The sequence below is a fragment of the Pseudomonas sp. AF03-9 genome, assembly GCF_020515815.1.
In the GTDB taxonomy this organism is placed as follows: Bacteria; Pseudomonadota; Gammaproteobacteria; order Pseudomonadales; family Pseudomonadaceae; genus Aquipseudomonas.
The window spans coordinates 152627-178662 of the sequence record NZ_JAHPJF010000003.1 but is presented as its reverse complement, the minus strand read 5'-3'; the positions used below and the strand labels follow the sequence as shown (position 1 = coordinate 178662).

The 26036-nt window shown below is 61.5% G+C and carries 21 protein-coding genes; 10 read left to right on the top strand and 11 right to left on the bottom strand.

What is annotated here, in order from left to right; translation table 11 throughout:
* Positions 1-53: 53 nt before the first annotated feature.
* On the top strand, positions 54-734 hold the full coding sequence (locus tag LIY36_RS07800) for a heavy metal response regulator transcription factor (RefSeq protein WP_226455324.1): 681 nt from the start codon (positions 54-56) through the stop codon (positions 732-734).
* Entirely contained in the window at positions 731-2077 is a 1347-nt protein-coding gene (locus LIY36_RS07795; protein ID WP_226455323.1) for a heavy metal sensor histidine kinase, read from the top strand. Before LIY36_RS07800 ends, LIY36_RS07795 begins: the two co-directional genes overlap by 4 nt.
* Positions 2078-2182: 105 nt before the next feature.
* Here LIY36_RS07795 and LIY36_RS07790 read toward each other — a convergent pair whose 3' ends face one another.
* The 3 genes from LIY36_RS07790 to LIY36_RS07780 are packed head-to-tail and all read right to left on the bottom strand — an operon-like array spanning position 2183 to position 5427.
* Positions 2183-3427 carry a lipoprotein-releasing ABC transporter permease subunit gene (locus LIY36_RS07790; RefSeq protein ID WP_192298638.1) on the bottom strand — a complete coding sequence of 415 codons (1245 nt, stop codon included), beginning with the start codon at positions 3425-3427 and terminating at the stop codon, positions 2183-2185.
* A gap of 58 nt (positions 3428-3485) precedes the next feature.
* Positions 3486-4169, bottom strand: coding sequence for a lipoprotein-releasing ABC transporter ATP-binding protein LolD (gene lolD, locus LIY36_RS07785; protein ID WP_003218941.1), 684 nt, complete (start codon positions 4167-4169; stop codon positions 3486-3488).
* A 7-nt stretch (positions 4170-4176) separates the two neighbouring features.
* Positions 4177-5427: a lipoprotein-releasing ABC transporter permease subunit gene (locus tag LIY36_RS07780; protein WP_192298637.1), complete on the bottom strand. Its 1251-nt coding sequence runs from the start codon at positions 5425-5427 to the stop codon at positions 4177-4179.
* Positions 5428-5521: 94 nt separating this feature from the next.
* On the opposite strand from LIY36_RS07780, the gene LIY36_RS07775 reads away from it, so the two are divergent.
* Both LIY36_RS07775 and LIY36_RS07770 read left to right on the top strand, forming a co-directional pair.
* Positions 5522-6106 carry a PilZ domain-containing protein gene (locus LIY36_RS07775; protein ID WP_226455322.1) on the top strand — a complete coding sequence of 195 codons (585 nt, stop codon included), beginning with the start codon at positions 5522-5524 and terminating at the stop codon, positions 6104-6106.
* A gap of 44 nt (positions 6107-6150) precedes the next feature.
* Complete coding sequence (locus LIY36_RS07770; RefSeq protein WP_192298635.1) at positions 6151-6873, top strand: glycerophosphodiester phosphodiesterase; 723 nt, start codon at positions 6151-6153, stop codon at positions 6871-6873.
* A gap of 42 nt (positions 6874-6915) precedes the next feature.
* Here the strand turns inward: LIY36_RS07770 and sthA are convergent, their stop codons facing one another.
* Both sthA and LIY36_RS07760 read right to left on the bottom strand, forming a co-directional pair.
* Positions 6916-8310: a Si-specific NAD(P)(+) transhydrogenase gene (gene sthA / locus LIY36_RS07765; protein ID WP_016971429.1), complete on the bottom strand. Its 1395-nt coding sequence runs from the start codon at positions 8308-8310 to the stop codon at positions 6916-6918.
* A 188-nt stretch (positions 8311-8498) separates the two neighbouring features.
* Positions 8499-9509, bottom strand: coding sequence for an FAD:protein FMN transferase (locus LIY36_RS07760; RefSeq protein ID WP_226455321.1), 1011 nt, complete (start codon positions 9507-9509; stop codon positions 8499-8501).
* Positions 9510-9573: 64 nt separating this feature from the next.
* Here LIY36_RS07760 and LIY36_RS07755 point away from each other — a divergent pair, with 64 nt between their 5' ends.
* A complete protein-coding gene (locus LIY36_RS07755) occupies positions 9574-10095 on the top strand; it encodes a chalcone isomerase family protein (RefSeq protein WP_226455320.1) in 522 nt (173 codons plus the stop codon).
* Between the two features lie 173 nt (positions 10096-10268).
* On the opposite strand, the gene LIY36_RS07750 is transcribed toward LIY36_RS07755, so the two are convergent.
* On the bottom strand, positions 10269-11732 hold the full coding sequence (locus LIY36_RS07750; RefSeq protein WP_192298633.1) for a glyceraldehyde-3-phosphate dehydrogenase: 1464 nt from the start codon (positions 11730-11732) through the stop codon (positions 10269-10271).
* A gap of 340 nt (positions 11733-12072) precedes the next feature.
* Here LIY36_RS07750 and mfd point away from each other — a divergent pair, with 340 nt between their 5' ends.
* From mfd to LIY36_RS07735, 3 genes are read left to right on the top strand one after another with little or no spacing between them, the layout of a single operon-like run.
* Complete coding sequence (gene mfd, locus LIY36_RS07745; protein ID WP_192298632.1) at positions 12073-15522, top strand: transcription-repair coupling factor; 3450 nt, start codon at positions 12073-12075, stop codon at positions 15520-15522.
* An 11-nt stretch (positions 15523-15533) separates the two neighbouring features.
* Complete coding sequence (locus tag LIY36_RS07740) at positions 15534-16103, top strand: CsiV family protein (RefSeq protein WP_226455319.1); 570 nt, start codon at positions 15534-15536, stop codon at positions 16101-16103.
* 9 nt (positions 16104-16112) lie between these two features.
* Positions 16113-18803, top strand: a complete 2691-nt coding sequence (locus tag LIY36_RS07735) for a DEAD/DEAH box helicase (protein WP_226455318.1) — start codon at positions 16113-16115, stop codon at positions 18801-18803.
* A gap of 112 nt (positions 18804-18915) precedes the next feature.
* Here the strand turns inward: LIY36_RS07735 and nagZ are convergent, their stop codons facing one another.
* On the bottom strand, positions 18916-19926 hold the full coding sequence (gene nagZ / locus LIY36_RS07730) for a beta-N-acetylhexosaminidase (protein WP_226455317.1): 1011 nt from the start codon (positions 19924-19926) through the stop codon (positions 18916-18918).
* Between the two features lie 145 nt (positions 19927-20071).
* Positions 20072-20779 carry a TetR/AcrR family transcriptional regulator gene (locus LIY36_RS07725; protein WP_192298628.1) on the bottom strand — a complete coding sequence of 236 codons (708 nt, stop codon included), beginning with the start codon at positions 20777-20779 and terminating at the stop codon, positions 20072-20074.
* A gap of 263 nt (positions 20780-21042) precedes the next feature.
* On the opposite strand from LIY36_RS07725, the gene lexA reads away from it, so the two are divergent.
* On the top strand, positions 21043-21651 hold the full coding sequence (gene lexA / locus LIY36_RS07720; protein WP_003172575.1) for a transcriptional repressor LexA: 609 nt from the start codon (positions 21043-21045) through the stop codon (positions 21649-21651).
* Positions 21652-21664: 13 nt separating this feature from the next.
* Complete coding sequence (gene sulA / locus LIY36_RS07715; protein ID WP_192298627.1) at positions 21665-22141, top strand: SOS-induced cell division inhibitor SulA; 477 nt, start codon at positions 21665-21667, stop codon at positions 22139-22141.
* 198 nt (positions 22142-22339) lie between these two features.
* Here the strand turns inward: sulA and LIY36_RS07710 are convergent, their stop codons facing one another.
* The 3 genes from LIY36_RS07710 to topA form a co-directional block, all read right to left on the bottom strand.
* Positions 22340-22573, bottom strand: a complete 234-nt coding sequence (locus tag LIY36_RS07710; RefSeq protein ID WP_026136850.1) for a hypothetical protein — start codon at positions 22571-22573, stop codon at positions 22340-22342.
* Positions 22574-22703: 130 nt separating this feature from the next.
* Positions 22704-23225, bottom strand: a complete 522-nt coding sequence (locus tag LIY36_RS07705) for a DUF6586 family protein (protein WP_192298626.1) — start codon at positions 23223-23225, stop codon at positions 22704-22706.
* A 175-nt stretch (positions 23226-23400) separates the two neighbouring features.
* Positions 23401-26022 (bottom strand): type I DNA topoisomerase, encoded by a 2622-nt coding sequence (topA, locus tag LIY36_RS07700; RefSeq protein ID WP_226455316.1) that lies wholly within the window; start codon positions 26020-26022, stop codon positions 23401-23403.
* Positions 26023-26036 lie beyond the last annotated feature (14 nt).

Below are 26036 nucleotides of genomic sequence, written 5' to 3'. Positions count from 1 at the left end.
ATCCCGTAACCCACGGTATAAAGCGCCTCGTGCACCGCAACCAAGAGCCGCCCATGAAATTGCTGATTGTCGAAGACCAACCGAAAACCGGCCATTACCTGCGCCAGGGCCTGGCCGAGGCCGGCTTCACCACCGAACTGGTGGCCGACGGCACCAGCGGCCAGCACCTGGCACTGACCGGCGACTATGATCTGCTAATCCTCGACGTGATGCTGCCGGGGCGCGACGGCTGGCAAATCCTGCAAGCGGTACGCAGCGCTGGCCTGGACATTCCGGTGCTGTTTCTCACCGCTCGCGACGCCGTGGAAGACCGCGTGCATGGCCTGGAGCTCGGCGCCGACGATTATCTGGTCAAACCCTTCGCCTTTTCCGAACTGCTGGCCCGGGTACGCAGCCTGCTGCGCCGCGGTAGCAGTTCGCCGCAGGAAACCGCCCTGCAACTGGCCGACTTGCGCCTGGACCTGATCCGCCGCCGCGTCGAGCGGGATGGCCAGCGCATCGACCTCACCGCCAAGGAGTTCTCCCTGCTGGAACTGCTGCTGCGCCGCCAGGGCGAAGTATTGCCAAAATCCCTGATTGCCTCACAAGTGTGGGACATGAACTTCGACAGCGACACCAACATCATCGAAGTGGCGATCCGCCGCCTGCGCCTGAAAGTCGACGACAACTTCCCCAACAAACTGATCCACACGGTGCGCGGCATGGGTTATGTGCTGGAGGAGCGTGTCAATTGATCAAGCGCCTGTCCCTGGCCAGCCGCCTGGCGCTGCTGTTTGCCGCGTGCACGGCGGTGGTCTCGTTGCTCGCCGGCGTGTTGTTCAACCGCGCCAGCGAGGCGCACTTCATCGAACTGGACCAGCAACTGCTCGAAACCAGGCTGGGAGCCCTGCGCAGTACCTTGCAGGGGGTCGACACGCCGCAGCTATTCAGCCAGCGCGAAGCGCAATTGCGCACTGAACTCGATCACCAACCCGACCTGACCCTGCGCATCAGCGCTGCCGGCCAACGCTGGTTTGATGGTGCGCCAGGGGTCACTCTACCCGAATCCCCCGGCCTGCATCGCCTGCAACACGCCGGCACCGATTACCGTGTCTACAACGCGCCGCTGAGCGCCGGTCAACCGGGCTCGGCGCAACTGAGCCTGATGCTCGACATCACCCACCACCAGCACTTCCTGCAACGCATGCAGCATTTGATCTGGCTCACCGTCGGCCTTTCGGCACTCGCCACCGCACTGCTCGGCGCATGGGCGGCACGCAGTGGCTTGCGGCCACTGCGGCGCATGGGGGAAGTGGCGGCGGGCGTTTCCGCCCACTCCCTGACCCAGCGCCTGCCCCAAGAACAAATGCCGGCGGAACTGGCCGAGTTGGCCCAAGCCTTCAATGCCATGCTCGGCCGCCTGGACGACGCGTTCCAGCGCCTCTCGGCGTTCTCCGCCGACATCGCCCATGAACTGCGCACGCCGCTGTCAAACCTGCTGACCCAGACCCAGGTCATCCTCACCCAGCCACGCCCGCTAGAGGATTATCGCGAGGCCCTGCACAGCAACCTGGAAGAGCTGCAATGGATGGCACAGCTCGTGAACGACATGTTGTATTTGGCCAAGGCGGACCACGGCTTGCTGATGCCCAGGCGCGAACCGCTGGCACTGGCGGACGAAGTGGATGCCCTGCTGGAGTTTTTTGCGTTGCTGGCGGAAGACGCGCAGATCAGCCTGACGCGCGAAGGCACGGCCCACATCACCGGGGATCGTGGGATGCTGCGTCGGGCGCTGTCGAACCTGCTGGATAACGCGCTGCGGTTCACCCCGACAGGCGGAGAAGTGCGGGTACGGATCGAGGACGGGGTGCGGCTGACTGTCGAGAACACCGGGGAAGGCATTGCACCGCAGTTGCTACCAAAGCTGTTTGACCGCTTCTACCGGGCTGACCCGGCGCGGCGCGAGGGCAGCAGCGAGCATGCGGGGCTGGGGCTGGCGATTACCCAGTCGATTGTGCGGGCGCATGGGGGGCGGATTTTCTGTGAGTCCGGGCCGGGGTGGACCAGGTTTGTGGTTGAGCTGCCACAGCCGGATTGATGCAGGCGGTGCCGGCCGCTTCGCGAGCAAGCCCACTCCCACATTTGAATGTATTCACAACTCAAAATGTGGAAGCGGGCTTGCTCGCGAAGACGGTCTTAAAAACTACGAGTATCTCAGGGCATGCGCCGGCTCAATCTTCGCCGCCCGATACGCCGGGTACAGCGTCGCCAAAAAGCTCAACACAAACCCCGCCGTACAAATCAGCAGCACATCGCCGCCTTGCAGCTCCGAGGGCAGGTTACTGACGAAGTACACGTCTGAGCTGAAGATATGCTGCCCCGTCACCCGCTCGACCCAGCCCACCAGCTCACTCACGTTCAGGGCCGCAATCACCCCCAGCACACCGCCAATCAACGTGCCGACGATGCCGATCACCGTGCCCTGCACCATGAAGATCGCCATGATCTGGCGTGGCGTGGCGCCGATGGTGCGCAGAATCGCGATGTCGGCGCCCTTGTCGTTCACCACCATGATCAAGGTCGCGATGATGTTGAACGCCGCCACCGCGACGATCATCAGCAGCAACAAGCCGATCATGGTCTTTTCCATCTTCATCGCGCTGAACAGGCTGCCCTGGGTGTGGGTCCAGTCATCCGCCTTGTAAGCCGCGCCCAGGCTAGCGGCAATATCGGCCGAGACTTTGGGGGCGGCGTACAGGTCCTTCACCGCCAGGCGCACGCTCTGCACCTGGTTCGGCTGCCAATGCTGGATTTCTGCCGCGTCAGCCATGTGGATCAACGCCATGGAGCCATCCAGCTCGGCGCCGACCTTGAAGATGCCGACCACATTCAAGCGCTGCATGCGCGGGGTGATGCCCCCCGGCGCGCTGCTGATTTCCGGCACGATCAGGGTCAGCTTGTCACCCACGTTCAGGCGAAAGCGCCGTGCGGTGATTTCGCCGACCACCACACCGAACTCGCCGGGTTTCAGGTCATCCAGTTTGCCCTGCACGATGTGCTGGGCCACGATCGACACCTTGCCTTCCTGGGCTGGGTCGACGCCGCTGATTTCAATCGGCTGCATGGCGCCCTTGTAGGAGAACATGCCATCCATTTGCGTGAACGGTACTGCGGCAGTCACCTCGGGATTCTTCATCGCAGCGGCAGCCAGCGGCTGCCAGTCGTCAATCGGGTTCACGCCGACGATGGTGGCGTGGGGCACCATGCCAAGGATGCGCGAGCTCATTTCACGCTGAAAGCCGTTCATTACCGACAACACCACGATCATCGCCAGCACGCCCAGGGCGAGGCCGATCATCGAGGTCATCGAGATAAACGAAACAAAACGGTTGCGGCGCTTGGCGCGGGTATAGCGCGTGCCGATGAAAATCGATAACGGTCTGAACATTCGCGGGCACCGTTGGAAAAATAGAAAACCCGATGTAGGACACCGGGCTTGAAACAGGTCAGATGGCGACCAGATGACCTTCCTGCAGATGCAGCACACGGTCCATCTGGCGGGCCATGCTCATGTCATGGGTCACCACCAGGAACGCGGTGCGCATCTGGGTGCTCAGTTCCAGCATCAAGTCCTTGATGCCCTGGGCGGTGTGGGAGTCGAGGTTGCCGGTCGGCTCGTCGAGCATCACCAGGCCCGGGTTGTTCACCAGGGCGCGGGCGATGGCCACGCGCTGGCGCTCACCACCGGACAGCTCGGCCGGCTTGTGCTCCAGGCGATGGCCGAGGCCGACGCGCTCCAACAAGGCTTGGGCGCGCTGGCGGGCTTCCGGGATCGCGGTCTTGCCGATCAGCAGCGGCATGCACACGTTTTCCAGGGCGGTGAACTCCGGCAGCAGGTGGTGGAACTGGTACACAAAACCGAGGGAACGGTTGCGCAGTTGGCCACGAGCCTTTTCACCGAGGGCCGAAAGCTCTTCGCCGGCCAGCCAGACGCTGCCCTGGGACGGCGTATCGAGGCCGCCCAACAGGTTCAGCAGGGTACTTTTGCCGGAGCCGGAACTGCCGACAATCGCCACGCGCTCGCCTGGATGCAGTTCCAGTTGCAGGTTCGACAGCACCACCACCGACTCCGGGCCTTCCTCGTAGGACTTGCCCAGGTTGCGGCAGCTCAAGATTGCTTTTTCACTCATGCCCGATTCACTCATAACGTAAGGCCTGTGCTGGCTGGGTACGTGCCGCGCGCCAGGCTGGATACAGGGTGGCAAGGAAGCTCAATACCAACGCGGCGCCGCCCACCATCAACACGTCCTGGGCCTGCACCTGGGACGGCAAGTAATCGATGAAATAGACGTCGGCGTTGAGGAATTTGTGGCCGATCAAGGTTTCAAGGCCGGCGATGGCGGCGCTGACGTTGAGCGCGGCCAAAATCCCGACGGCGGTACCGATCAAGGTGCCGACCACGCCGATCACCGTGCCCTGCACCATGAAGATCGCCATGATCTGCCCGGGCGTGGCGCCCAGGGTGCGCAGAATGGCGATGTCGCCCTTCTTGTCGTTCACCACCATCACCAGCGTGGAGATGATATTGAACGCGGCCACGGCGACGATCAGCAGCAACAGCAGGCCGATCATGGCTTTTTCCATGCGGATGGCCTGGTACAGGTTGCCGTGGGTACGCGTCCAGTCGCGGGCGTAGTACTGGCTTTCACCCAGGTGCTGAGCGATTTCCCACGAGGTACGCGGGGCGTCGAACAGGTCGTTGAACTTGAGACGCAGGCCCTGCACCTGATCCGGCTTCCAGCGATGCAGGCGCGCCAGGTCGGTGAGGTTGGTCAAGCCGAGGTAGCCGTCGATCTCGCCGGCGCCGACGTGGAAGGTGCCGACCACGGTAAAGCGCTTCATGCGCGGGAACATGCCTGCCGGGGTCACGGTGACTTCCGGGGCGACGAAGGTCAGCTTGTCACCCAGGTTAACGCCGAGCTTGGCCGCCGCCTTGTCGCCGATCACAATGCCGAATTCACCCGGCGCCAGGTCATCGAGTTTGCCCGACAACATGAACTTGTCGATGATCGAGACGTTGCGCTCCTGGGCCGGATCGATGGCATTGAGCAGGATCTTCTGCACCTTGCCGTCATTGGTCAGCAACCCCTGCATCTGGGTAAACGGCGCGACGGCCACTACCTTGGGGTTCTGCTTGACCTTGTCGGCCAGGCTTTGCCAGTCACTGATGGGCGCGTCGCCCTCGATGGTCGCGTGGGGCACCATGCCCAGCACGCGGGTACGCATCTCATGATCGAAGCCGTTCATCACCGACAGCACCACGATCATCACGACCACGCCCAAGGCGAGCCCGATCATCGAGGTCAAGGAAATGAACGACACAAAATGATTGCGACGCTTTGCACGGGTATAACGCGTGCCGATAAATACGAAGAGAGGTCTGAACATGTCGGGGCTTGTTCGGAGGAAAAGAAGACGTCCCGGTGGCGGGGTCTGGTAAGCAGCTTTACACTCAGACCATTAACGCTAGCTGGGGTTCGCCATGTCGACATTAGATGAAGAAGAGCGCCGCGAATACTACCGTATCGACGACATGATCGCACTTCAAATCAAAAACCTGTCCGCCCCTGAAGCGGCGAGCAAGGAAGTGTTGCAGGATGAGTCACCGCTGTTCAATCTGCTCAGCGAACTGCACCTGAGCGAATTCGAAGCCCAACACCTGCTACGCCAGATCAGCGAGAAAGATCGCAGCCTGGCCGCTTTCCTCAAAGTGCAGAACAAGCGCCTGGACCTGCTCAGCCAGGTCATGGCGCAAAGCCTGCGCAGTGCGGTTGGCGAGCCACAGCCGGTGATCATTTCCGAAGGCGGCATCGACTTCCAGCACCCCACCCCGCTCGTCCCCGGCGCACACCTGGCGGTCAAGCTGGTGCTGATGCCCCAGGCGCTCGGCCTGCTGCTGCGTGCGCGGGTGACCCATTGCGATCCCAAGGGCGAAGGTTTTGACATCGGCACCGAATTCGAATCCATGACCGACGCCCAACGCCAACTGCTCGCCCGCTACATCCTGCAAAAACAAGCCCAGGAACGCCGACTGGCGCGGGAACAAAGCGACGCCCAAGACACCTGAATCCCTATTCACCCCGCCAGGACAGCTGGCGCAAAGGAGCAATTGTGACCCTGATTTACGGCCACCGCGGTGCCAAAGGCGAAGCACCGGAAAACACCCTGACCAGCTTTCAGGAATGCCTCAAGCACGGCGTGCGCCGTTGTGAACTGGATCTGCACCTGTCCATGGACGGCGAGTTGATGGTCATCCACGACCCTACCCTCAAGCGCACCGCCGACCGGCGCGGCAAAGTCGTCGAATACTCGGCGGCGGACCTGGTGAAGATGGACGCGCGCAAGGGCGGCCCTGGCTGGATCACGCCTTGCCCGATCCCGCGCCTGGAAGAACTGTTCGAAAAATGCGACTTCGATCACTGGCAACTGGAAGTCAAAAGCGCTTCGCGCACCCGCGCGGCCACCACCGTACTGGCAATTCGTGAGATGGCCGTACGTTTCGGCCTGATGGACAAGGTCACCGTGACCTCAAGTTCGCGGGAAGTACTGAAAGCTGCGGTAGAACTCACCCCGGATCTGTCACGCGGCCTGGTGGCCGAATACGCCTGGCTCGACCCGCTGAAGGTCGCGCAGAACTACGGCTGTGAGATTCTGGCGTTGAACTGGACGTTGTGCACCCCCGAGCGTCTGGAAAAAGCCCAGCGCCAGGGCCTGCATGTATCCGTGTGGACGGTCAACGAACCTGCGCTGATGCGCAGGCTCGCCGACTTCGGCGTAGATAGCCTGATTACAGACTTTCCCGGTTTGGCCACTGCCACCCTCGGGAATTACTGAAATCGGTCTCCCCGGCCGGCTCAGGCCACCGGCCGGAGCCGCTCAAAAAAGCCGGTTGAGACCGTCGTAGGCGGCTACCCGATAGGCTTCGGCCATGGTCGGGTAGTTGAACGTCGTGTTCACAAAATACTTGAGGGTATTCTGCTCGCCCGGCTGGTTCATGATCGCCTGGCCGATGTGCACGATCTCCGACGCCTGATAGCCGAAGCAATGCACGCCGAGGACTTCCAGGGTTTCGCGGTGGAACAGGATCTTCAGCATGCCTTGGGGCTCACCGGCGATCTGCGCACGCGCCATGCTCTTGAAGAACGCCTTGCCCACTTCGTAAGGCACCTTGGCCTTGGTCAGTTCGTGCTCGTTCTTGCCGATCGAGCTGATCTCGGGAATCGTGTAGATCCCGGTCGGCACGTCGTTCACATAACGCCAGCTGCCATTGTCGACGATGCTGCCAGCGGCCGAACGGCCCTGGTCATGCGCGGCACTGGCCAGGCTTGGCCAGCCGATCACGTCACCGGCGCCGTAGATGTTCGGCACGCAGGTGCGATAGTTCTCGTCCACCTCGATCTGGCCACGGCTGTTGACCTTGACCCCGATGTTTTCCATGCCCAGCTTGTCGGTGTTGCCGGTACGGCCGTTGCACCACAGCAAGGCGTCGGCCTTGATCTTCTTGCCGGACTTGAGGTGCAGGATCACGCCGTTGTCCAGGCCTTCGACGCGCTCGTACTCTTCGTTGTGGCGCACGGTGATGTTGTTGTTGCTGAAGTGGTAGCTCAACGCCTGGGAAATTTCCGAGTCGAGGAAGCTCAGCAACTGGTCGCGGTTGTCCACCAGCTCCACCAACACACCCAGGCCGCTGAAGATCGAGGCGTATTCACAGCCGATCACGCCGGCGCCGTAGATGATCAGTTTGCGCGGGGTGTGGCCCAGGCTCAGGATGGTGTCGCTATCGTAGATACGCGGGTGGTGGAAATCGATGTCCGCCGGACGATACGGACGCGACCCCGTGGCGATGATGATGTGCTTGGCCACCAGCTTTTCGACCACGCCATTGGAGCAGACCACTTCGACGGTTTGCTCATCGGCGAAACTGCCGGTACCGAAGAACAGGTCGACACGGTTGCGCGCGTAGTAGCCAGTGCGCGAGGCGACCTGCTTGGAGATGACTTTCTCGGCGCTTTTCAGCACGTCCGGGAACGAGAACCAGCGCGGCTCACCAATGGCCCGGAACATCGGGTTGGTGTTGAACTGCATGATCTGGCGTACGGAGTGACGCAACGCCTTGGACGGGATGGTACCCAGGTGGGTGCAGTTACCGCCGACCTGGCGACGGCTATCGACCATCGCCACCTTGCGCCCTGCCTTCGCGGCGTTCATCGCCGCACCTTCTCCAGCCGGGCCGGAACCCAGTACCACCACGTCGTAGTTGTAGACAGCCATGCGTACTCCTCAGAACAGGCCAGGCGTACGGTTGGACGCCGGGCTAAATCATGCCGCGGCCAGCGGTCATGAAGGACAATTTGGCTCAAGTGTGTGAACCGGGGCACAGTCTATATAAGGCTCAACGCCGCGCACATTAACCCTTGGTCGCGTCGTAGGCCAGTCTTGCCTTTACTACAGGCTGCCGATTACGGTTTCAGCGCCGTCAGTTGCTCGAATGCCTTGTTACTGCGTGTGACGAAACCTTCGCCCTCACGCAGCACAAAAAACGCCGCGATCTGCTGTTGTTCGGCGTAGTTCCACGCCTGTTCAGGCCCAAGCACCAACAGCAACGTCGACAACCCATCGGCCATCAGCGCCGACGGATGCAACACCGTCACCGACGCCAGTCGATGCCTGATCGGCGTACCACTGCGCGCATCCAGCGTGTGGGAATAACGCTGTCCATCCTGCTGGAAATAATTGCGATAGTCACCTGACGTGGACACACCAAAGCCATCCACGGCGATGATTCTTTCGGCGACCCGTTGATCGTCACGCGGCTCTTCCAGGGCGATGCGCCAGGGTGTGCCGTCCGGTTTGCGCCCGGCAGCCTTGAGTTCGCCCGTCGCTTCGGCGAGGTAATGGTGGATGCCCTGCCCGACCAACAACTCGGCGATGCGATCCACTGCGTAACCGGCGGCGATGCTGTTGAAGTCGACCTCGACGGCGGCGTCCTTGCACAACTGCGCGCCGTTGATGCGCAGGTGCTGGTGGCCAACCCGCTGGCGGACCTGCGCCAGCGTCGCCGCGTCCGGCACCTTCAGTTCACGCGCCAGGGGGCCGAAGCCCCACAGGTTGAGCAACGGCTCGACCGTCAGGTCAAACGCGCCGTCACTGGCCAGGGACAACTGCTCCCCGGTGCGCACCAAGTGCAGGATCGGCTCGGGCATGGGCTGGCAACTGTGCGCCGGCAGGGCATTAAAGCGCTCGATGTCCGAATCGCCGCGGTAGGTCGACATTTGCCGGTCAACTTCATCCAAGAGACTTTCCACTTGGCGTTGAAGCTCTTTCGGCGCCGGAGTATGGGCCGTTCTGACATACTGGACCGAATACGTACTGCCCATGGTCGGGCCTTCAAAGTGCTCCAGCGTCTCGCCACCGCATCCCGCCAGCAGGGCAAGCATCCCCATCATCACCACTTGTCGCAGATCACCCATAAATCCAGTCGCCATTGCAAATTGAATTAACCTGTAGGCACGCACCCTTTCAGGACTGGCCATTATGCGGCATGCGCTTTTTTGTCTATTGCTGATGTTGGCGCCCACAGCCCAAGCCAATGAGGCAGATCGTCTCAGGCAAGCGGATTTTCCGGTGCAGGCGCATGCGCTGACCCTGAAAAACCAGACCGTGCTCACCTACCTCTGGGCCGATGTGTACGCAGCCGCCCTGTACGCCCCGCCTGACATCAGCGCGAAGCTCGCCTGGCATCAACAACAGGACCTGCGTCTTGAACTGTATTACTACCGCGACATTGATCGCAGCGATGTGATCAAGGCGGCCAATAGCACGCTGGAGCGCCAGCAAGCCGACGCGCGCTTGAAGCCCGCAGTGGCCCGGCTGCACGCCCACTTTCGCGACATCCGCCGGGGCGACCGGTATGCGCTGGATTATCGAGCAGCGCGCGGCTTGAATCTGGAGATCAATGGCCAGGTGGTGTTCAGCAGTCGCGATCGTGAACTGGCGAAGGCTTACCTGGGAATCTGGCTGGCGCCCAAGGGGTTGTCAGAGGCGCTGCTGGACTGAAACTGATCGGTTGACTGAGCTGACGCCTTCGCGGGCAAGCCCGCTCCCACAGGGGGTTGCATTCCAAATGTGGGAGCGGGCTTGCCCGCGATGAGGCACTCACAACCAACACAAACCCCTCAGCCACAAAAAAGCCCCGAACCAGTCGGGGCTTTTTCATTCAGCGCTGATGCTTAGCGCGGGAACGCAGGCGGGTTGACCCCGGCCATGTCTTCCATCACGCGAACCACCTGGCAGCTGTAGCCGAACTCGTTGTCGTACCACACGTACAGGACAACACGGTTGTCCTGGGTGATGGTCGCTTCAGCGTCCACCACACCGGCGTGGCGCGAGCCAACGAAGTCGGTGGAGACCACTTCCTGGGAATTGACGAAGTCGATTTGCTTATGCAGATCGGAGTGCAGCGCCATGAAGCGCAGGTACTCGTTCATCTCTTCGCGGGTAGCGGCTTTCTCAAGGTTCAGGTTGAGAATGGCCATCGACACGTTAGGCGTCGGAACGCGGATCGCGTTACCGGTCAGCTTGCCGGCCAGTTCAGGCAGGGCCTTGGCGGCGGCAGTGGCAGCACCGGTCTCGGTGATGACCATGTTCAACGCGGCGCTGCGGCCACGGCGATCGCCCTTGTGGAAATTGTCGATCAGGTTCTGGTCGTTGGTGTACGAGTGAACTGTCTCAACGTGACCGTTGACGATGCCGAACTTGTCATTCACCGCCTTGAGCACCGGCACAATGGCGTTGGTGGTGCAGGAAGCGGCGGACACGATCTTGTCGTCAGCGGTGATTTCACCGTGGTTGATGCCGTGAACGATGTTCTTCAGCTTGCCCTTGCCCGGAGCGGTCAGGACAACGCGGTCGATACCCGGGCAGGCCAGGTGCTGGCCCAGGCCTTCGGCGTCACGCCACACACCGGTGTTGTCCACCAGCAGCGCGTCTTTGATGCCGTACTGGGTGTAGTCCACCTCAGTCGGGTTCTTCGCGTAGATCACCTGGATCAGGTTACCGTTGGCGGTGATGGTGTTGTTTTCTTCGTCGATGGTGATGGTGCCGTTGAACGGACCGTGCACCGAATCACGACGCAAGAGGCTTGCGCGCTTGGTCAGGTCGTTGTCGGCGCCTTTACGCACCACGATGGCACGCAGGCGCAGGCCGTCGCCGCCACCGGTTTTTTCGATCAGGATGCGCGCCAGCAGGCGGCCGATACGACCGAAGCCGTACAGCACAACGTCGGTGCCTTTGCGGGCAGCGGCGTTTTGCTGACCCACCACATCGGCCAATTCTTCACGCACGAACTGCTCGGCGGTACGCCCGGCGCCTTCCTTGCGGAATTTGTAGGCCAGCTTGCCCAGGTCTACCGAAGCCGCGCCGAGCTTGAGCTCGCTCATGGCTTTAAGCAGCGGGAATGTTTCGTGGACGGAGAGTTCGCTGTCGTCGGCGGAGCGATGGCGCGCAAAGCGGTGAGCTTTGAGAATCGCGATGACAGACTGGTTGATCAGGCTGCGGCCATAGATCGAGCTCACCACATTGTTATTGCGGTACAGCTGGCCGATAAGCGGAATCATCGCTTCTGCGAGTGCTTCACGGTCGATCCATTCACCAAGACACTGGTCGGGCTTCTGAGTCACGGGAACCTTCCACATGTAGGGGCAGAAAAAAGGGGCTACATTATGCCGCCCGACCGCCCTCGGAGCAATGCGCGCAACCCAACAAAAAGTGCTTGCGAAAAACAGGCACCACGCTGGAGCCCAGTAAACACGCGGGTTTCAGAAGGCCATCAGTTGAGCGCGGCACGCGACTTGTCCGTAACCCTCCGAAAACCTGAGCAGTTTTGGCACTACATATTGAGTCAAAACCCGCCATTGTTTGTCTTAGCCACTACATTTCCTACAAACCGTAATAGGCGCAGTCAGCAACTGACAGACGGCGCCTTGCCCCGTTACAATTACCGACTTTGTCGCAACGCTTGGAGCTCAACCTTCCGTGCCCGTCCTGCGTCTACCGCTTCTCCCTGCTGCGGCAGGCAAACAGCACTGGGGCAACCTGCCCGGTGCCGCCCTGAGCCTGGCCATCGCCGAGGCTGCCAGCGCAGCCAAGCGCTTTACCCTGCTGCTCACCGCCGACAGCCAAAGCGCCGAACGGCTGGAGCAGGAGCTGAGCTTCTTCGCCCCCGATTTGCCGGTGCTGCATTTTCCCGACTGGGAAACCCTGCCCTACGACCTGTTCTCGCCGCACCAGGACATCATCTCCCAGCGCATCGCCAGCCTGTACCGCCTGCCGGAACTGGCCCACGGAGTGCTGGTGGTGCCGATCACCACCGCCCTGCACCGCCTGGCGCCGACCAAGTTCCTGCTGGGCAGCAGCCTGGTGCTGGATGTCGGCCAGAAGCTCGATGTAGAGCAGATGCGCACGCGCCTGGAAGCCAGCGGCTACCGCTGCGTGGACACGGTGTACGAGCACGGTGAGTTCGCCGTACGTGGCGCGCTGATCGACCTGTTTCCGATGGGCAGCAAGTTGCCGTATCGCATCGACCTGTTCGATGACGAAATCGAGACCCTGCGCACCTTCGATCCGGAAAACCAGCGCTCCATCGATAAAGTCGATTCGATCAAGTTGCTGCCCGCGCGGGAATTCCCGTTGCAAAAGGATGCGGTCACCCGCTTCAAGGCGCGCTTCCGTGAACGCTTCGACGTCGACTTCCGCCGCTGCCCGATCTTCCAGGACTTGAGCAGCGGGATTACACCCGCTGGTATCGAGTACTACCTGCCGCTGTTCTTCGACGAAACCTCCACCCTGTTCGATTACCTGCCCCAGGACACCCAGGTGTTCTCCCTGCCAGGCATCGAGCAAGCGGCGGAAAACTTCTGGAACGATGTGCGCAACCGCTACGAAGAACGTCGCGTCGATCCGTCCCGGCCTTTATTGCCGCCCGCCGAGTTGTTCCTGCCGGTGGAAGACTGCTTCGCCCGCCTGAAAAACTGGCCGCGCGTGGTCGCCAGCCAGCAGGACGTGGACGCTGGCAGTGGCCGCGAGCGCTTTCCCGCGCAGGCGCTGCCCAACCTGGCGATTGAAGCCAAGGCCAACCAGCCACTGGAAGCGCTGTCCAACTTCCTCGGCGATTTCCCTGGCCGCGTGCTGTTTACCGCCGAATCCGCCGGCCGCCGTGAAGTGCTGCTGGAACTGCTCGAACGCCTGAAACTGCGACCGAAAACTGTCGACAGCTGGCCGGATTTCGTCAAAGGCAAAGACCGCCTGGCGATTACCATCGCGCCGCTGGATGAAGGCCTGCTGCTGGACGACCCGGCCCTGGCACTGATCGCCGAGAGCCCGCTGTTCGGCCAACGCGTGATGCAGCGCCGCCGTCGTGAAAAACGCGCCGACGCCAACAACGACGCGGTAATCAAGAACCTCACCGAACTGCGCGAAGGCGCGCCGGTGGTGCATATCGACCACGGTGTCGGGCGTTATCTCGGCCTGCAAACCCTGGAGATCGACAACCAGGCCGCAGAATTCCTCACCATGGAATACGCCGAGGGCGCCAAGCTCTACGTGCCGGTGGCCAACCTGCACCTGATCGCGCGCTACACCGGCAGCGACGACGCGCTGGCACCGTTGCACCGCCTGGGCTCCGAGACCTGGCAGAAAGCCAAGCGCAAGGCCGCCGAACAGGTGCGCGACGTGGCCGCCGAGTTGCTCGACATTTATGCCCGCCGCGCCGCCCGCGAAGGCTATGCGTTCGCCGACCCGAAAGCCGACTACGCCACCTTCAGCGCCGGCTTCCCCTTCGAAGAAACCCCAGACCAGCAAACCACCATCGAAGCGGTGCGTGCCGACATGCTCGCACCCAAGCCGATGGACCGCCTGGTCTGCGGCGACGTGGGCTTCGGCAAGACCGAAGTGGCCATGCGCGCCGCCTTCATTGCGGTACACGGCGGCCGCCAGGTGGCGATCCTGGTGCCCACCACCCTGCTCGCCCAACAGCACTACAACAGCTTTCGCGACCGCTTCGCCGACTGGCCGGTGACCGTGGAAGTGATGAGCCGCTTCAAGTCGGCCAAGGAAGTGAATGCCGCCGTCGCCGATTTGGCCGAAGGCAAGATCGACATCGTGATCGGCACCCACAAGCTGCTGTCGGATGATGTGAAAATCAAGAACCTGGGCCTGGTGATCATCGACGAAGAGCACCGCTTTGGTGTGCGCCAGAAAGAACAGCTCAAGGCCCTGCGCAGCGAAGTCGACATCCTCACCCTCACCGCCACGCCGATTCCGCGCACGCTGAACATGGCGGTGTCGGGCATGCGCGATCTGTCGATCATCGCCACGCCGCCGGCGCGCCGCCTGTCGGTGCGCACCTTTGTGATGGAGCAGAACAAAAGCACGGTCAAGGAAGCGCTGCTGCGTGAACTGCTGCGCGGCGGGCAGGTGTATTACCTGCACAACGACGTGAAGACCATCGAGAAATGCGCAGCCGACCTCGCCGAGCTGGTGCCGGAGGCGCGTATCGCCATCGGCCATGGGCAGATGCGCGAACGTGAACTCGAACAGGTGATGAGCGACTTCTACCACAAGCGCTTCAACGTGCTGATCGCCTCGACCATCATCGAGACCGGCATCGACGTACCGAGCGCCAACACCATCATCATCGAGCGGGCCGACAAATTCGGCCTGGCGCAACTGCACCAACTGCGTGGCCGGGTCGGGCGCAGCCACCACCAGGCGTACGCCTACTTGCTGACGCCGCCGCGCCAACAGATCACCTCCGACGCGGAAAAGCGCCTGGAGGCCATCGCCAACACCCAGGACCTGGGCGCTGGTTTTGTACTGGCCACCAACGACCTGGAAATCCGTGGCGCCGGCGAACTGCTGGGCGACGGCCAGAGCGGGCAGATCCAGGCGGTGGGTTTCACGCTGTATATGGAGATGCTCGAACGCGCGGTGAAAGCCATCCGCAAGGGCGAACAACCCAACCTCGATCAGCCGCTGGGCGGTGGTCCGGAGATCAACCTGCGCTTGCCAGCGTTGATTCCCGAGGACTACCTGCCCGACGTGCATGCGCGACTGATCCTGTACAAGCGCATCGCTTCGGCTACCGATGAAGAAGGCCTCAAGGACCTGCAAGTGGAGATGATCGACCGCTTCGGCCTGCTGCCGGAACCGACCAAGAACCTCGTACGCCTGACCCTGCTCAAATTGCAGGCCGAGCAACTGGGGATCAAGAAGGTCGACGCCGGGCCGCAAGGTGGGCGTATCGAGTTTGAAGCGCAGACGCCGGTGGACCCGCTGGTGCTGATCAAACTGATCCAGGGCCAGCCCAACCGCTACAAGTTCGAAGGGGCTACGCTGTTCAAGTTCATGGTGCCAATGGAGCGCGCCGAAGAACGCTTTAATACCCTGGAGGCGCTGTTTGAGCGCCTCATCCCGAAATCTGTTTGAAGGACGCCGTCATGCGCCTGTTCCGCACCCTGAGCCTGTTGTTGCTGGTCGTGGCCCCGTCGGCGTTCGCCGACAGCCCGTACCAGGTGGAAATGATCCTGGTGCGCCAGAATGCGGAGCCGCCGCTCAACAGCCGCGCCGCGCCGGAAAACTGGGATGCCGGGGCGATGCATCTGAACGCCGATAAAATGAGCCCGCCACGCCTGAGCAATATTGTCGACAAGCTGCGCGCCGACAACAGCTACACCGTGCTGGTGCACAAGGCCTGGGAGCAAAACCTCGGCGAGCAACCGGTAAAGGTCGCGATCACCGACTGCCAGGAACAGTTCGGCCAGTTCCCCATCGAAGGTGTACTGAACCTGCAATTGGGCCGTTTCACCGACATCGACGCCGACTTCTGGCTCAACAGGTTCGACAGCAACGGCAGCGTGATCGCCAGCGAACATCTGAGCCAGACCGACGTGCGCACCAAGAACAACCAGCTCAACTACCTGGACGGCGGCCACCTGGCCTTGCTGATCAAGATCACTTCGCTGACCGCCAAGCCACCCAGCGCACCACCGCCTGACATTCAGGACTGATCCAGCGCCATGCCCCTGACGTCGCAATTGACCAAACCCCTGGCTCCGTCATGGGCCAATCGCTTTAAAGAGCAGAGCCTGGAGCGCGGGCGGCGTTATGCCCTGGAGAATCGCGTGCGCATCGTCGAGTCCGGCGACAGCACCATCATCGCCAGTTGCTTGGGTTCGGGCGGCAACGTCTACCGGCAGACCATCTCGTTGCGCGAGTCGGCCAAGGGCACGCTGATCCTCGTCGACAGCCGCTGTACCTGCCCGGTGCACACCAACTGCAAACACATCGCAGCAGTGCTGCTCAAGGTCCAGGAAACCCTGGACTACCCCGCCGCTGCCCAGGATGCCGAGCTGCTGGAAAAACTCCAGGCCGTGCTGGATAACCGCGTGGTATTGCCGCAAGTGCTCATGGAGGATGTGCTGCCGGTGCCGCGCCTGTGGCTGGCCAGCGTCGAGTTCAGCGCCTTTGAACCGCGCAATGGCAAGATGCAGCGCTATATCCAGCACCGCGCGGCGCTGTCGTTCAACTACCTGGGCAACTATGTCAGCGGGCAGAAGAACGCCGACATCATCGTCCGTCAGGACACCCAGAGCCTGCGGATCAAGCGGCATCCGGAGCTGGAGCAACCGTATCGCGAGCAACTGCGCCTGTTGGGTTTCAAGATCGCCACCCGCCAGAGCAAAGCCTTGCCGGAAAGTGCCGGCGAGCTGTTCGAGATGGTCAATGACAGTGCCTGGCTGAACTTCACCCTCAATGCGTCGCCCACCTTGCGCGCCGAGGGCTGGGAGTTGCAGATCGACGAGGATTTCGGCTTTGACCTGAGCGCCGTCGACGATTGGTACGCCACCGTCGATGAAGGGCCGGAGCGCGACTGGTTCGACCTGGAACTGGGAATTATCGTCAACGGCGAACGCCTGAGCTTGCTGCCGATCCTGTTGAACCTGATGCGCTCCCACACCGAGATCCTCAACCCGGAGAAACTTGCGCGACGCCGCGACGATGAGCTGATCCTGGTGAACATCCCCGGCCTGCCCAACGGCCACGGCCCGCTGCAAGTGGCGCTGCCCTACGGCCGCTTGAAACCGGTGCTGGCAACCCTCGGGGAGTTTTACCTACAGGAACCCGGCACCACAACGTTGCGCCTGGCAAAGGCGGATGCAATCCGCTTGAACCCGCTGGAAGACCTGCCGCTGCAATGGGAGGGCGGCGAGAAGATCCGCAACTTCGCCCAGCGCCTGCGGGACATCAAGGATTTCAGCTGTGTGGCGCCAGACGGGCTGAACGCGACCTTGCGCCCGTATCAACTGGAAGGCTTGAGCTGGATGCAGTCGCTGCGTCAGCTCGATGTCGGCGGCATTCTTGCGGACGACATGGGCCTGGGCAAAACCCTGCAAACCCTGGCGCATATTCTCACCGAGAAAGCTGCCGGGCGCCTGGATCGGCCCTGCATGGTGGTGATGCCCACCAGCCTGATTCCCAACTGGCTCGATGAGGCTGCGCACTTCACCCCGCAACTCAAAGTTCTGGCACTTTACGGCGCCGGGCGTAAGAAACATTTCGCCAGCCTGCAGGACTACGACCTGCTGCTGACCACCTATGCCCTGCTCCCCAAAGACATCGAAGTGCTTGCCGCCCAGCCCTTGCACGTGCTGATCCTCGATGAAGCCCAATACATCAAGAACCCTAACAGCAAGGCCGCCCAGGCGGCGCGTGAGCTGAACGCACGGCAGCGCCTGTGCCTGAGCGGTACGCCACTGGAAAACCACCTGGGCGAGCTGTGGTCGCTGTTCCACTTCCTGCTGCCGGGCTGGCTGGGTGACGTGAAAAGCTTCAACCGTGATTACCGCGTGCCGATCGAAAAGCGCGCCAGCGAGGTGCGATTGCAGCACCTTAACGGTCGGATCAAACCCTTCTTGCTGCGCCGCACCAAAGAACAAGTGGCGACGGAGTTGCCGCCCAAGACCGAGATCATCCACTGGGTCGATCTCAACGAAGCCCAGCGCGACGTGTACGAAACCATGCGCCTGGCCATGGACAAGAAAGTGCGCGATGAAATCACCCGCAAGGGCGTGGCGCGCAGCCAGATCATCATTCTTGAAGCGCTGCTGAAGTTGCGCCAGGTCTGCTGCGACCTGCGCCTGGTCAACGACGCCGCCCTGCCCGCCCGCGGCAGCAGCTCAGGCAAGCTCGACAGCCTGCTGGAAATGCTCGAAGAACTGTTTGCCGAAGGGCGACGGATCCTGTTGTTTTCGCAGTTCACCTCGATGCTCAGCCTGATCGAAGTCGAGTTGAAGAAACGCGACATCGCCTACGCCCTGCTGACCGGCCAGACCCGGGATCGGCGCACGCCGGTGAGGGACTTCCAAAGCGGCAAGCTGCAGATTTTCCTGATCAGCCTGAAGGCCGGTGGCGTGGGGTTGAACCTCACCGAAGCCGACACGGTGATCCATTACGACCCGTGGTGGAACCCGGCCACGGAAAACCAGGCCACCGACCGTGCGTATCGCATTGGCCAGGAGAAGCCGGTGTTCGTTTACAAAATGATTGCACGGGGCACAGTGGAGGAGAAAATCCAACATCTGCAAAAGGAAAAGTCCGACCTGGCGGCCGGCGTGCTGGATGGCCGCACGACGGGGGATTGGCAGTTGGGGAACGAGGATATTGAGGCGCTGTTTGCGCCGTTGCCGAATAAGCAAGAGAAGCGCTGAGCTGTAGATCGCTATCGCGAGCAAGCCCGCTCCCACAGGTTGAGCGCATTCCAAAACAGGCACTCGGTCGAATGTGGGAGCTGGCTTGCCTGCGATGGCCACACCACGGTATTCAGCCGATCAACTGCGCATCCCGCAACGCAGTCAGCGCCAACAACCAGCGCGGGTCTTGCTTGTAATCTGTCGAAGCAATCGCCTGCCCGCGCATCCGCGCGATGCGGGCCGACGGCGTCACTTTCATCCGCTGGGCAGCAGTCAGTGCCAACTCCGCCGCCGCGCGATCGTTACACACCAGCCCCATGTCGCAACCCGCCGTCAGCGCCGCCTCGATCCGACTGGCCGCATCGCCGACCACATGGGCACCGGCCATGGACAGGTCATCGCTGAAAATCACCCCATCAAATTGCAACTCGCCGCGCAGGATGTCTTGCAACCAGCGCCGCGAAAACCCTGCGGGCTGGGCATCGACTTGCGGGTAGATCACGTGGGCCGGCATGACTGCCGCCAACTGCTGACTCAGGCGTGCGAAAGGCACCAAGTCATTGGCGCGAATCTGTTCCAGGCTGCGCTCGTCATTGGGAATGGCAACGTGGGAATCGGCCTCAGCCCAACCGTGCCCTGGGAAATGCTTACCGGTGGCGGCCATACCGGCGCTATTCATGCCACGGATAAAAGCCCCGGCAAGCACGGCGGCGCGCTCGGGGTCGCCTTCAAAAGAACGGGTGCCGACCACGGCGCTCCGCTGGTAATCCAGGTCCAGCACCGGAGCGAAGCTGAGGTCGAGGCCCACGGCCAGCACTTCAGTGGCCATGATCCAGCCACACTGCTCGGCCAGGTATTCGGCGTTGGGGTTGTCCGCCAGCGCACGCATGGCCGGCAGGCGTACGAAGCCCTGGCGCAGACGCTGCACGCGACCGCCTTCCTGGTCGACCGCCAGCAGCAGGTCCGGGCGCACCGCACGAATCGCCGCGCTCAATTCGCGTACCTGGCGCGGATGCTCGATGTTGCGCGCAAAAATGATCAGGCCGCCCACTTCAGGCTGGCGCAACAGGTGGCGATCCTCGGCCGTCAGCCAGGTACCGGCAACGTCGACCATCAATGAACCTTGCAGGGCAGCAGTCATAAACCTTCCTTAAATAACGCACACAACCCGTTGCCCTCACCCGATGCGATTGGCACGGTGAACACAACGGGTTGCGAGTAGATAGCTGAATTCGGCATGGGCGGCTAGCTTAGCGGATGCAAGCGGCCGCGCACACCCGGAACGGTCAAACCTTGGCGACAGCCGGGGTGGATTTGCTGCGCGGGCGCAATTGCGCGGCAGCCATGGCCTGGTCGGTCACGCCGGTTTCGGCACGCATGCCGGCGGCGAGGAATGGCACCATCAGGCGCATGACCTGCTCGATGGAGGTATTTACGCCAAAATCGGTCTCGGCAATCGCCCGCAGCGCCTTGATCCCGGACATGCTGAATGCTGCGGCGCCGAGCATGAAGTGCACACGCCAGAAAAGTTCGATCGGCGGGATGCGCGGGGCGGCTTCGTTGACCAGCAACATATAACGACGGAATACCTTGCCGTACATGTCTTCCAGATACCGCCGCAGGTGGCCCTGGCTCTGGCTGAACGCAAGGCCCAGCAAGCGCATGAAGATCGACAGGTCGTTGCCGCTGCGCGGCTGCACCACCAGCGCTTGCTCGACGAGGATCTCCAGCAGGTCTTCCAGGCTTGGCTTGTTGTCAGGCTTGGTCTGGCGGCGTTCCAGCTCACGGTCGAGGCTGGCGCAGAATGGCCCCAGGAAGCGCGAGAATACGGCCTGGATCAGGGCTTTTTTCGAGCCGAAATGGTAGTTCACTGCAGCGAGGTTGACCCCGGCCTTACTGGTGATCAGCCGCAATGAAGTTTCAGCAAATCCTTTTTCCGCGAACAACTGCTCGGCAGCATCGAGAATGCGTTCAACGGTTTCCGACTGGGCCATGACTACTCCGCCTGACAAACACTTGTTTGAAACATACGTTTCAGGGTGTGTCTTGTCAACCCTGAGGGTCCGTTTTCCGGCCGGTCAGTCATCTATTTAATCGCTATTTAATCACATCCTTCCTGGTCTGTAGGCAGCGCTATCTCCGGCTTGTAGGAGGAGTGACGAATGACCGTCCAGCGGAGCGACAGAAAAGGATGATTGCCAAGCGCAGTTCACTGTATATAATCCCAGTCACTGTATAAAAAGACAGAGCGATCAACATGCTAAAACTGACGCCACGCCAAGCTGAGATTCTGGCTTTTATCAAGCGCTGCCTCGATGACAACGGCTACCCGCCGACACGAGCGGAAATTGCGCTGGAACTGGGGTTCAAGTCCCCCAACGCCGCCGAGGAACACCTCAAGGCCCTCGCCCGCAAAGGCGCGATCGAGATGACCCCGGGAGCTTCACGCGGCATTCGCATCCCTGGCTTCGAAGCCAAGGCCGACGAATCGACACTGCCGATCATCGGCCGCGTCGCCGCCGGTGCGCCGATCCTGGCACAGCAGCATGTCGAGGAATCCTGCAACATCAACCCGACCTTCTTCCATCCTCGCGCCGACTACCTGTTGCGGGTCCATGGCATGAGCATGAAGGACGTGGGCATTTTCGATGGCGACCTGCTGGCCGTCCACACCACCCGCGAAGCCCGTAATGGCCAGATCGTCGTCGCCCGTATCGGCGATGAAGTCACCGTAAAACGCTTCAAGCGCGAAGGCAGCAAGGTCTGGCTCCTGGCCGAGAACCCTGAGTTCGCACCGATTGAAGTGAACCTGAAAGATCAGGACCTGGTGATCGAAGGCTTGAGCGTCGGCGTCATTCGCCGCTAAAGGAGGCATCATCATGCAGCTCGTGCACACCCCACAACACACACAACTGTCGCTGTTCGAGGCCTTCATGGCCCAACCCCTTGCGCCTATCCTCAAGGAAACGGTCGAGGCGCCCTGGAGCGCCGAGCCCGAGGCGTTCAGTGAATTGTCGTTGCGCGGTGCGGCCGGGAGCTGCCTGAGCCTGCTGGCGCCAATCCTGCGCGAACTCAGCGAAGAACAGGACGACGCCCGTTGGTTGACGTTGATCGCCCCGCCCGCCAGCCTGACCCAGGCCTGGCTGCGGGACGCCGGCCTCAACCGCGAGCGCATCCTGCTGCTGCAACCACGTGGCGCGCAAAGTGCGCAGCAGTTGACGTGCGAAGCGTTACGCCTGGGCCGTAGCCATACGGTGGTGAGCTGGTTGAATCCACTGAATGCCAGCGCCAAGCAACAGTTGGTCAGCGCAGCGCGCGTGGGCGATGCTCAGAGCTTGAATATTCGATTGGGATAAAGTCACAGGCTGGGCTGTGGTGGGCGCGCTCACTGTGGCCAGAGAGCTTGTTGTGGCGAGCGAGCTTGCTCGCGCTGGGCTGCGAAGCAGCCCCAAAACCAGGCACCGTGGAATGCCTGATAGACCGCATCAATCTATTTAGGGCCGCTTCGCAGCCCAGCGCGGGGCAAGCCCGCTCTCTGCACTGCAGTTCGGTTCTTAATGAAGAACCCGCGGCCCATCATCCTTCTCCGGTTCGCCTTCCGCCAGACGCCCTGCCATCTGCACACCAACGCTCAACATGGCTTTTGCCACTTCCACGTGCTGGCCTTGCAGGAACGCTTTTGCGTCTTCGGAAAAGTCCAAAGTCACCAGAGAACCCTCGTCCTCAGCCCGGCGCAGCTCGATTCGGCCGTCAGGCAGTTCAACAATTTCCAGAAAGGACGTTGGCATAAAAGTCAGTTCTCCACGAAAGGCCGGGATTATATCAGTCATCCACCCGGCCCCGCTGAGGATCTGAAGAGGTTTCTTTACAGCATGATGAACGGCGCGCTCTGCTGCATAGCTAAACAGTGGGGGTACATCAGCACTCGTTCAAGCCTTCGCGAAACCGCAGTGCCATTTTTTTCAGGTCCTGACGCCAGCTTTCCAGCTCCTGCCGGCTCAACGGCTTGGGCTCGTCTTCTTCCAACGCAACTGCCACGATCAGCGGCTGGGTCACATCGCCCTTGGGCACATGGGGGACGCGCGGAGGCTGGAACATATCGGCATGGGCCTTGAGCAGGCGCGCCACCCAACTGTCGGGGCTCTGGGCCATTTCCACCAGTTCGGCCAGCTCAGGGATGGCCATGGTTTCCAGCACCTCGCGGTTCATGATCATTTCTGCGCGGGGCGAACCGGCCTGGGGCAAGCGATAGAACCCGGCGATTTCATGGCACAGCCCCAGCAAAGCACCGTACAGGTGGAACAACGCCGCTTCACGCCCCGCCTGGACCAACGCGATGGCATTCATCTCCTTCCCGTCCTCGGCACGGCCAAGGGCCTCCAGAGACAAACCCGCAAAGTAAATTTTCTGATTGGTACGGGTATAGAGTTCGTTGGCCATAACGGCAGTCTCCACAACGAAATGAGGCTTGATGCTGGTTTTGTAATGTAACGAGGGAGCTTGCTCCCGCTGGGGCGCGCAGCGTACCCAAAGCTTGGGCCTGCTGCACAGTCCGGCGGGAGCAAGCTCCCTCGCCACAGCAAGCCCGCCCCTACAACTCCGACAGGTTAGTCGATCAAGCGCCCTGGCGCTTGTCCTCGACCTTCCACTTGCCGCCGTCGTAGAACGCTTTCCAGCCGGTAGGCTTGCCATCCACTTCGGTCTGCACGTACTGCTCCTTGGTCTTGCGACTGTAGCGGATCACGGCTGGGCGGCCATCCGGGTCCTTCTTCGGCGCTTCACACAGGAAGTGGTACTTAGGATCGATCTCATCCTTGTGCGGCACGATCTCCAGCACCAGCGGGGCACGGGTCTCGCGGTTTTTCGGGAACTGGCTGGCAGCCAGGAACAAGCCCGAAGCACCATCACGCAGGATGTAAGTGTCGTTGACCTTCTCGCACTTGAGCTCGGGCATCTTCACCGGGTCCATCTTCGGTGGCGCCGCATCGCCGCTCTTCAGCAGTTTGCGGGTGTTCTTGCACGTCGGATTGGTGCAACCGAAGAACTTGCCAAAACGGCCGGTCTTGAGCTGCATCTCGCTGCCACACTTGTCGCACTCCAGGCTCGGACCTTCATAGCCCTTGATGCGGTAAGTGCCCTCTTCAATCTCGTAGCCGTTGCAATCAGGGTTGTTACCACAGATGTGCAGCTTGTGCTTCTCGTCCAGCAGGTAGGCGTCCATCGCCGTGCTGCAGATCGGGCAACGGTGCTTGCCACGCAGCACCAACGACTCGGATTCACCCTCGTCGTCAGCCGCAATTTCATCGCCCGGCACCAGATTGACCGTGGCCTTGCAGCGCTCTTTCGGCGGCAGGCTGTAGCCCGAGCAACCGAGGAAAACACCAGTGGACGCGGTCCGGATCTGCATCGGACGGCCGCAGGTCAGGCACGGGATGTCCGTCATCACCGGCTGGTTGGCGCGCATGCCGTGCTCCGGGCTTTCGGCCACTTCGAGCTTCTTCTTGAAGTCGCCGTAGAACTCGTCCAGCACGTTTTTCCAGTCGCGTTCGCCCTGGGCGACGTCATCGAGGTTCTCTTCCATGCCGGCGGTGAAGCCGTAGTCCATCAGGTTGGAGAAGCTCTCGGACAAGCGCTCGGTAACGATGTCGCCCATCTTTTCCGAGTAGAAACGACGGTTGTGCAGCGCAACGTAGCCACGATCCTGGATGGTCGAGATGATCGCCGCATAAGTCGAAGGACGACCGATACCGCGTTTTTCCATCTCTTTCACCAGGCTGGCTTCCGAGTAACGGGCCGGCGGCTTGGTGAAGTGCTGGGACGGATCGAGCTTGATCAGTTTCAGCGTGTCGCCCTGGGCCATGTCCGGCAGCACGTCGTCATCGCCTGGCTTGGCGATTTGCGGCATCACACGGGTGTAGCCGTCGAACTTGAGGATACGGCCCTTGGCACGCAGCTCGAAGTCGGAAGCCGCAACAGTCACCGTGGTGGACAGGTATTGCGCCGGCAGCATCTGGCAGGCCAGGAATTGGCGCCAGATCAACTCGTAGAGGCGCTCAGCGTCGCGCTCCATGCCGGTCAGCTTGGCCGGCGTGGTGTTGGCGTCGGAAGGACGAATCGCTTCGTGAGCCTCCTGTGCGCCTTCCTTGCTGCTGTAGACGTTCGGGTTCTCCGGCAGGTACTTCTTGCCGAACTCGCCTTCGATATAAGTACGCGCCATCGCCACCGCGTCTTGCGACAGGTTGGTGGAGTCAGTACGCATGTAAGTGATGTAGCCGGCTTCGTACAAGCGCTGGGCCATCATCATGGTCTTCTTCACACCAAAGCCCAGGCGGTTGCTTGCGGCCTGTTGCAAGGTGGAAGTGATGAACGGCGCCGACGGCTTGCTGCTGGTCGGTTTGTCTTCACGCTTGACGATGCTGTAGCTGGAAGCCTTGAGCTTCTCCAGCGCGGCCATGGCCTGGGCTTCGTTCAGCGGCTTGAAGGCCTCGCCTTTCTCGCGGGCCACTTCAAAGCGCACGTTGGCGCCCTTGGCGGTGCCGAGGTCGGCGTGGACTTCCCAATACTCTTCAGGAATGAACGCACGGATCTCGCGCTCACGCTCCACCACCAGTTTTACCGCAACCGATTGCACACGGCCGGCGGACAGGCCGCGAGCGATCTTGGCCCACAGCAGCGGCGAGACCATGTAACCCACGACGCGGTCGAGGAAGCGACGGGCCTGCTGGGCGTTGACGCGGTCGATGTCCAGCTCGCCCGGCTTGGAGAAGGCTTCCTGGATGGCTTTCTTGGTGATTTCGTTGAACACCACACGCTTGTAGCGGCTGTCATCACCGCCAATGGCTTCCCGCAGGTGCCAGGCAATGGCTTCCCCTTCGCGGTCCAAGTCCGTTGCGAGATAGATGGTGTCGGCATCCTTGGCGAGCCGGCGCAGCTCTTCGATGACCTTTTCCTTGCCCGGAAGGATTTCGTACTTGGCCTTCCAGCCATGATCCGGGTCCACACCCATGCGCGATACCAGCTGCTTGCGCGCCTTCTCTTTAGGGCTGAGCACCGGACCTTCGCCCGCAGCCGCCTTGCCGCGCTTGGCGGCAGGCTCCTTGCTGGCGCTAGCCGAACCGCTGGTGGGCAGGTCTCGGATATGGCCGATACTCGACTTCACCACGTACTCGTTACCCAAGTACTTGTTGATGGTCTTGGCCTTAGCCGGGGATTCCACAATGACCAGCGATTTGCCCATGGATCGGAAAATTC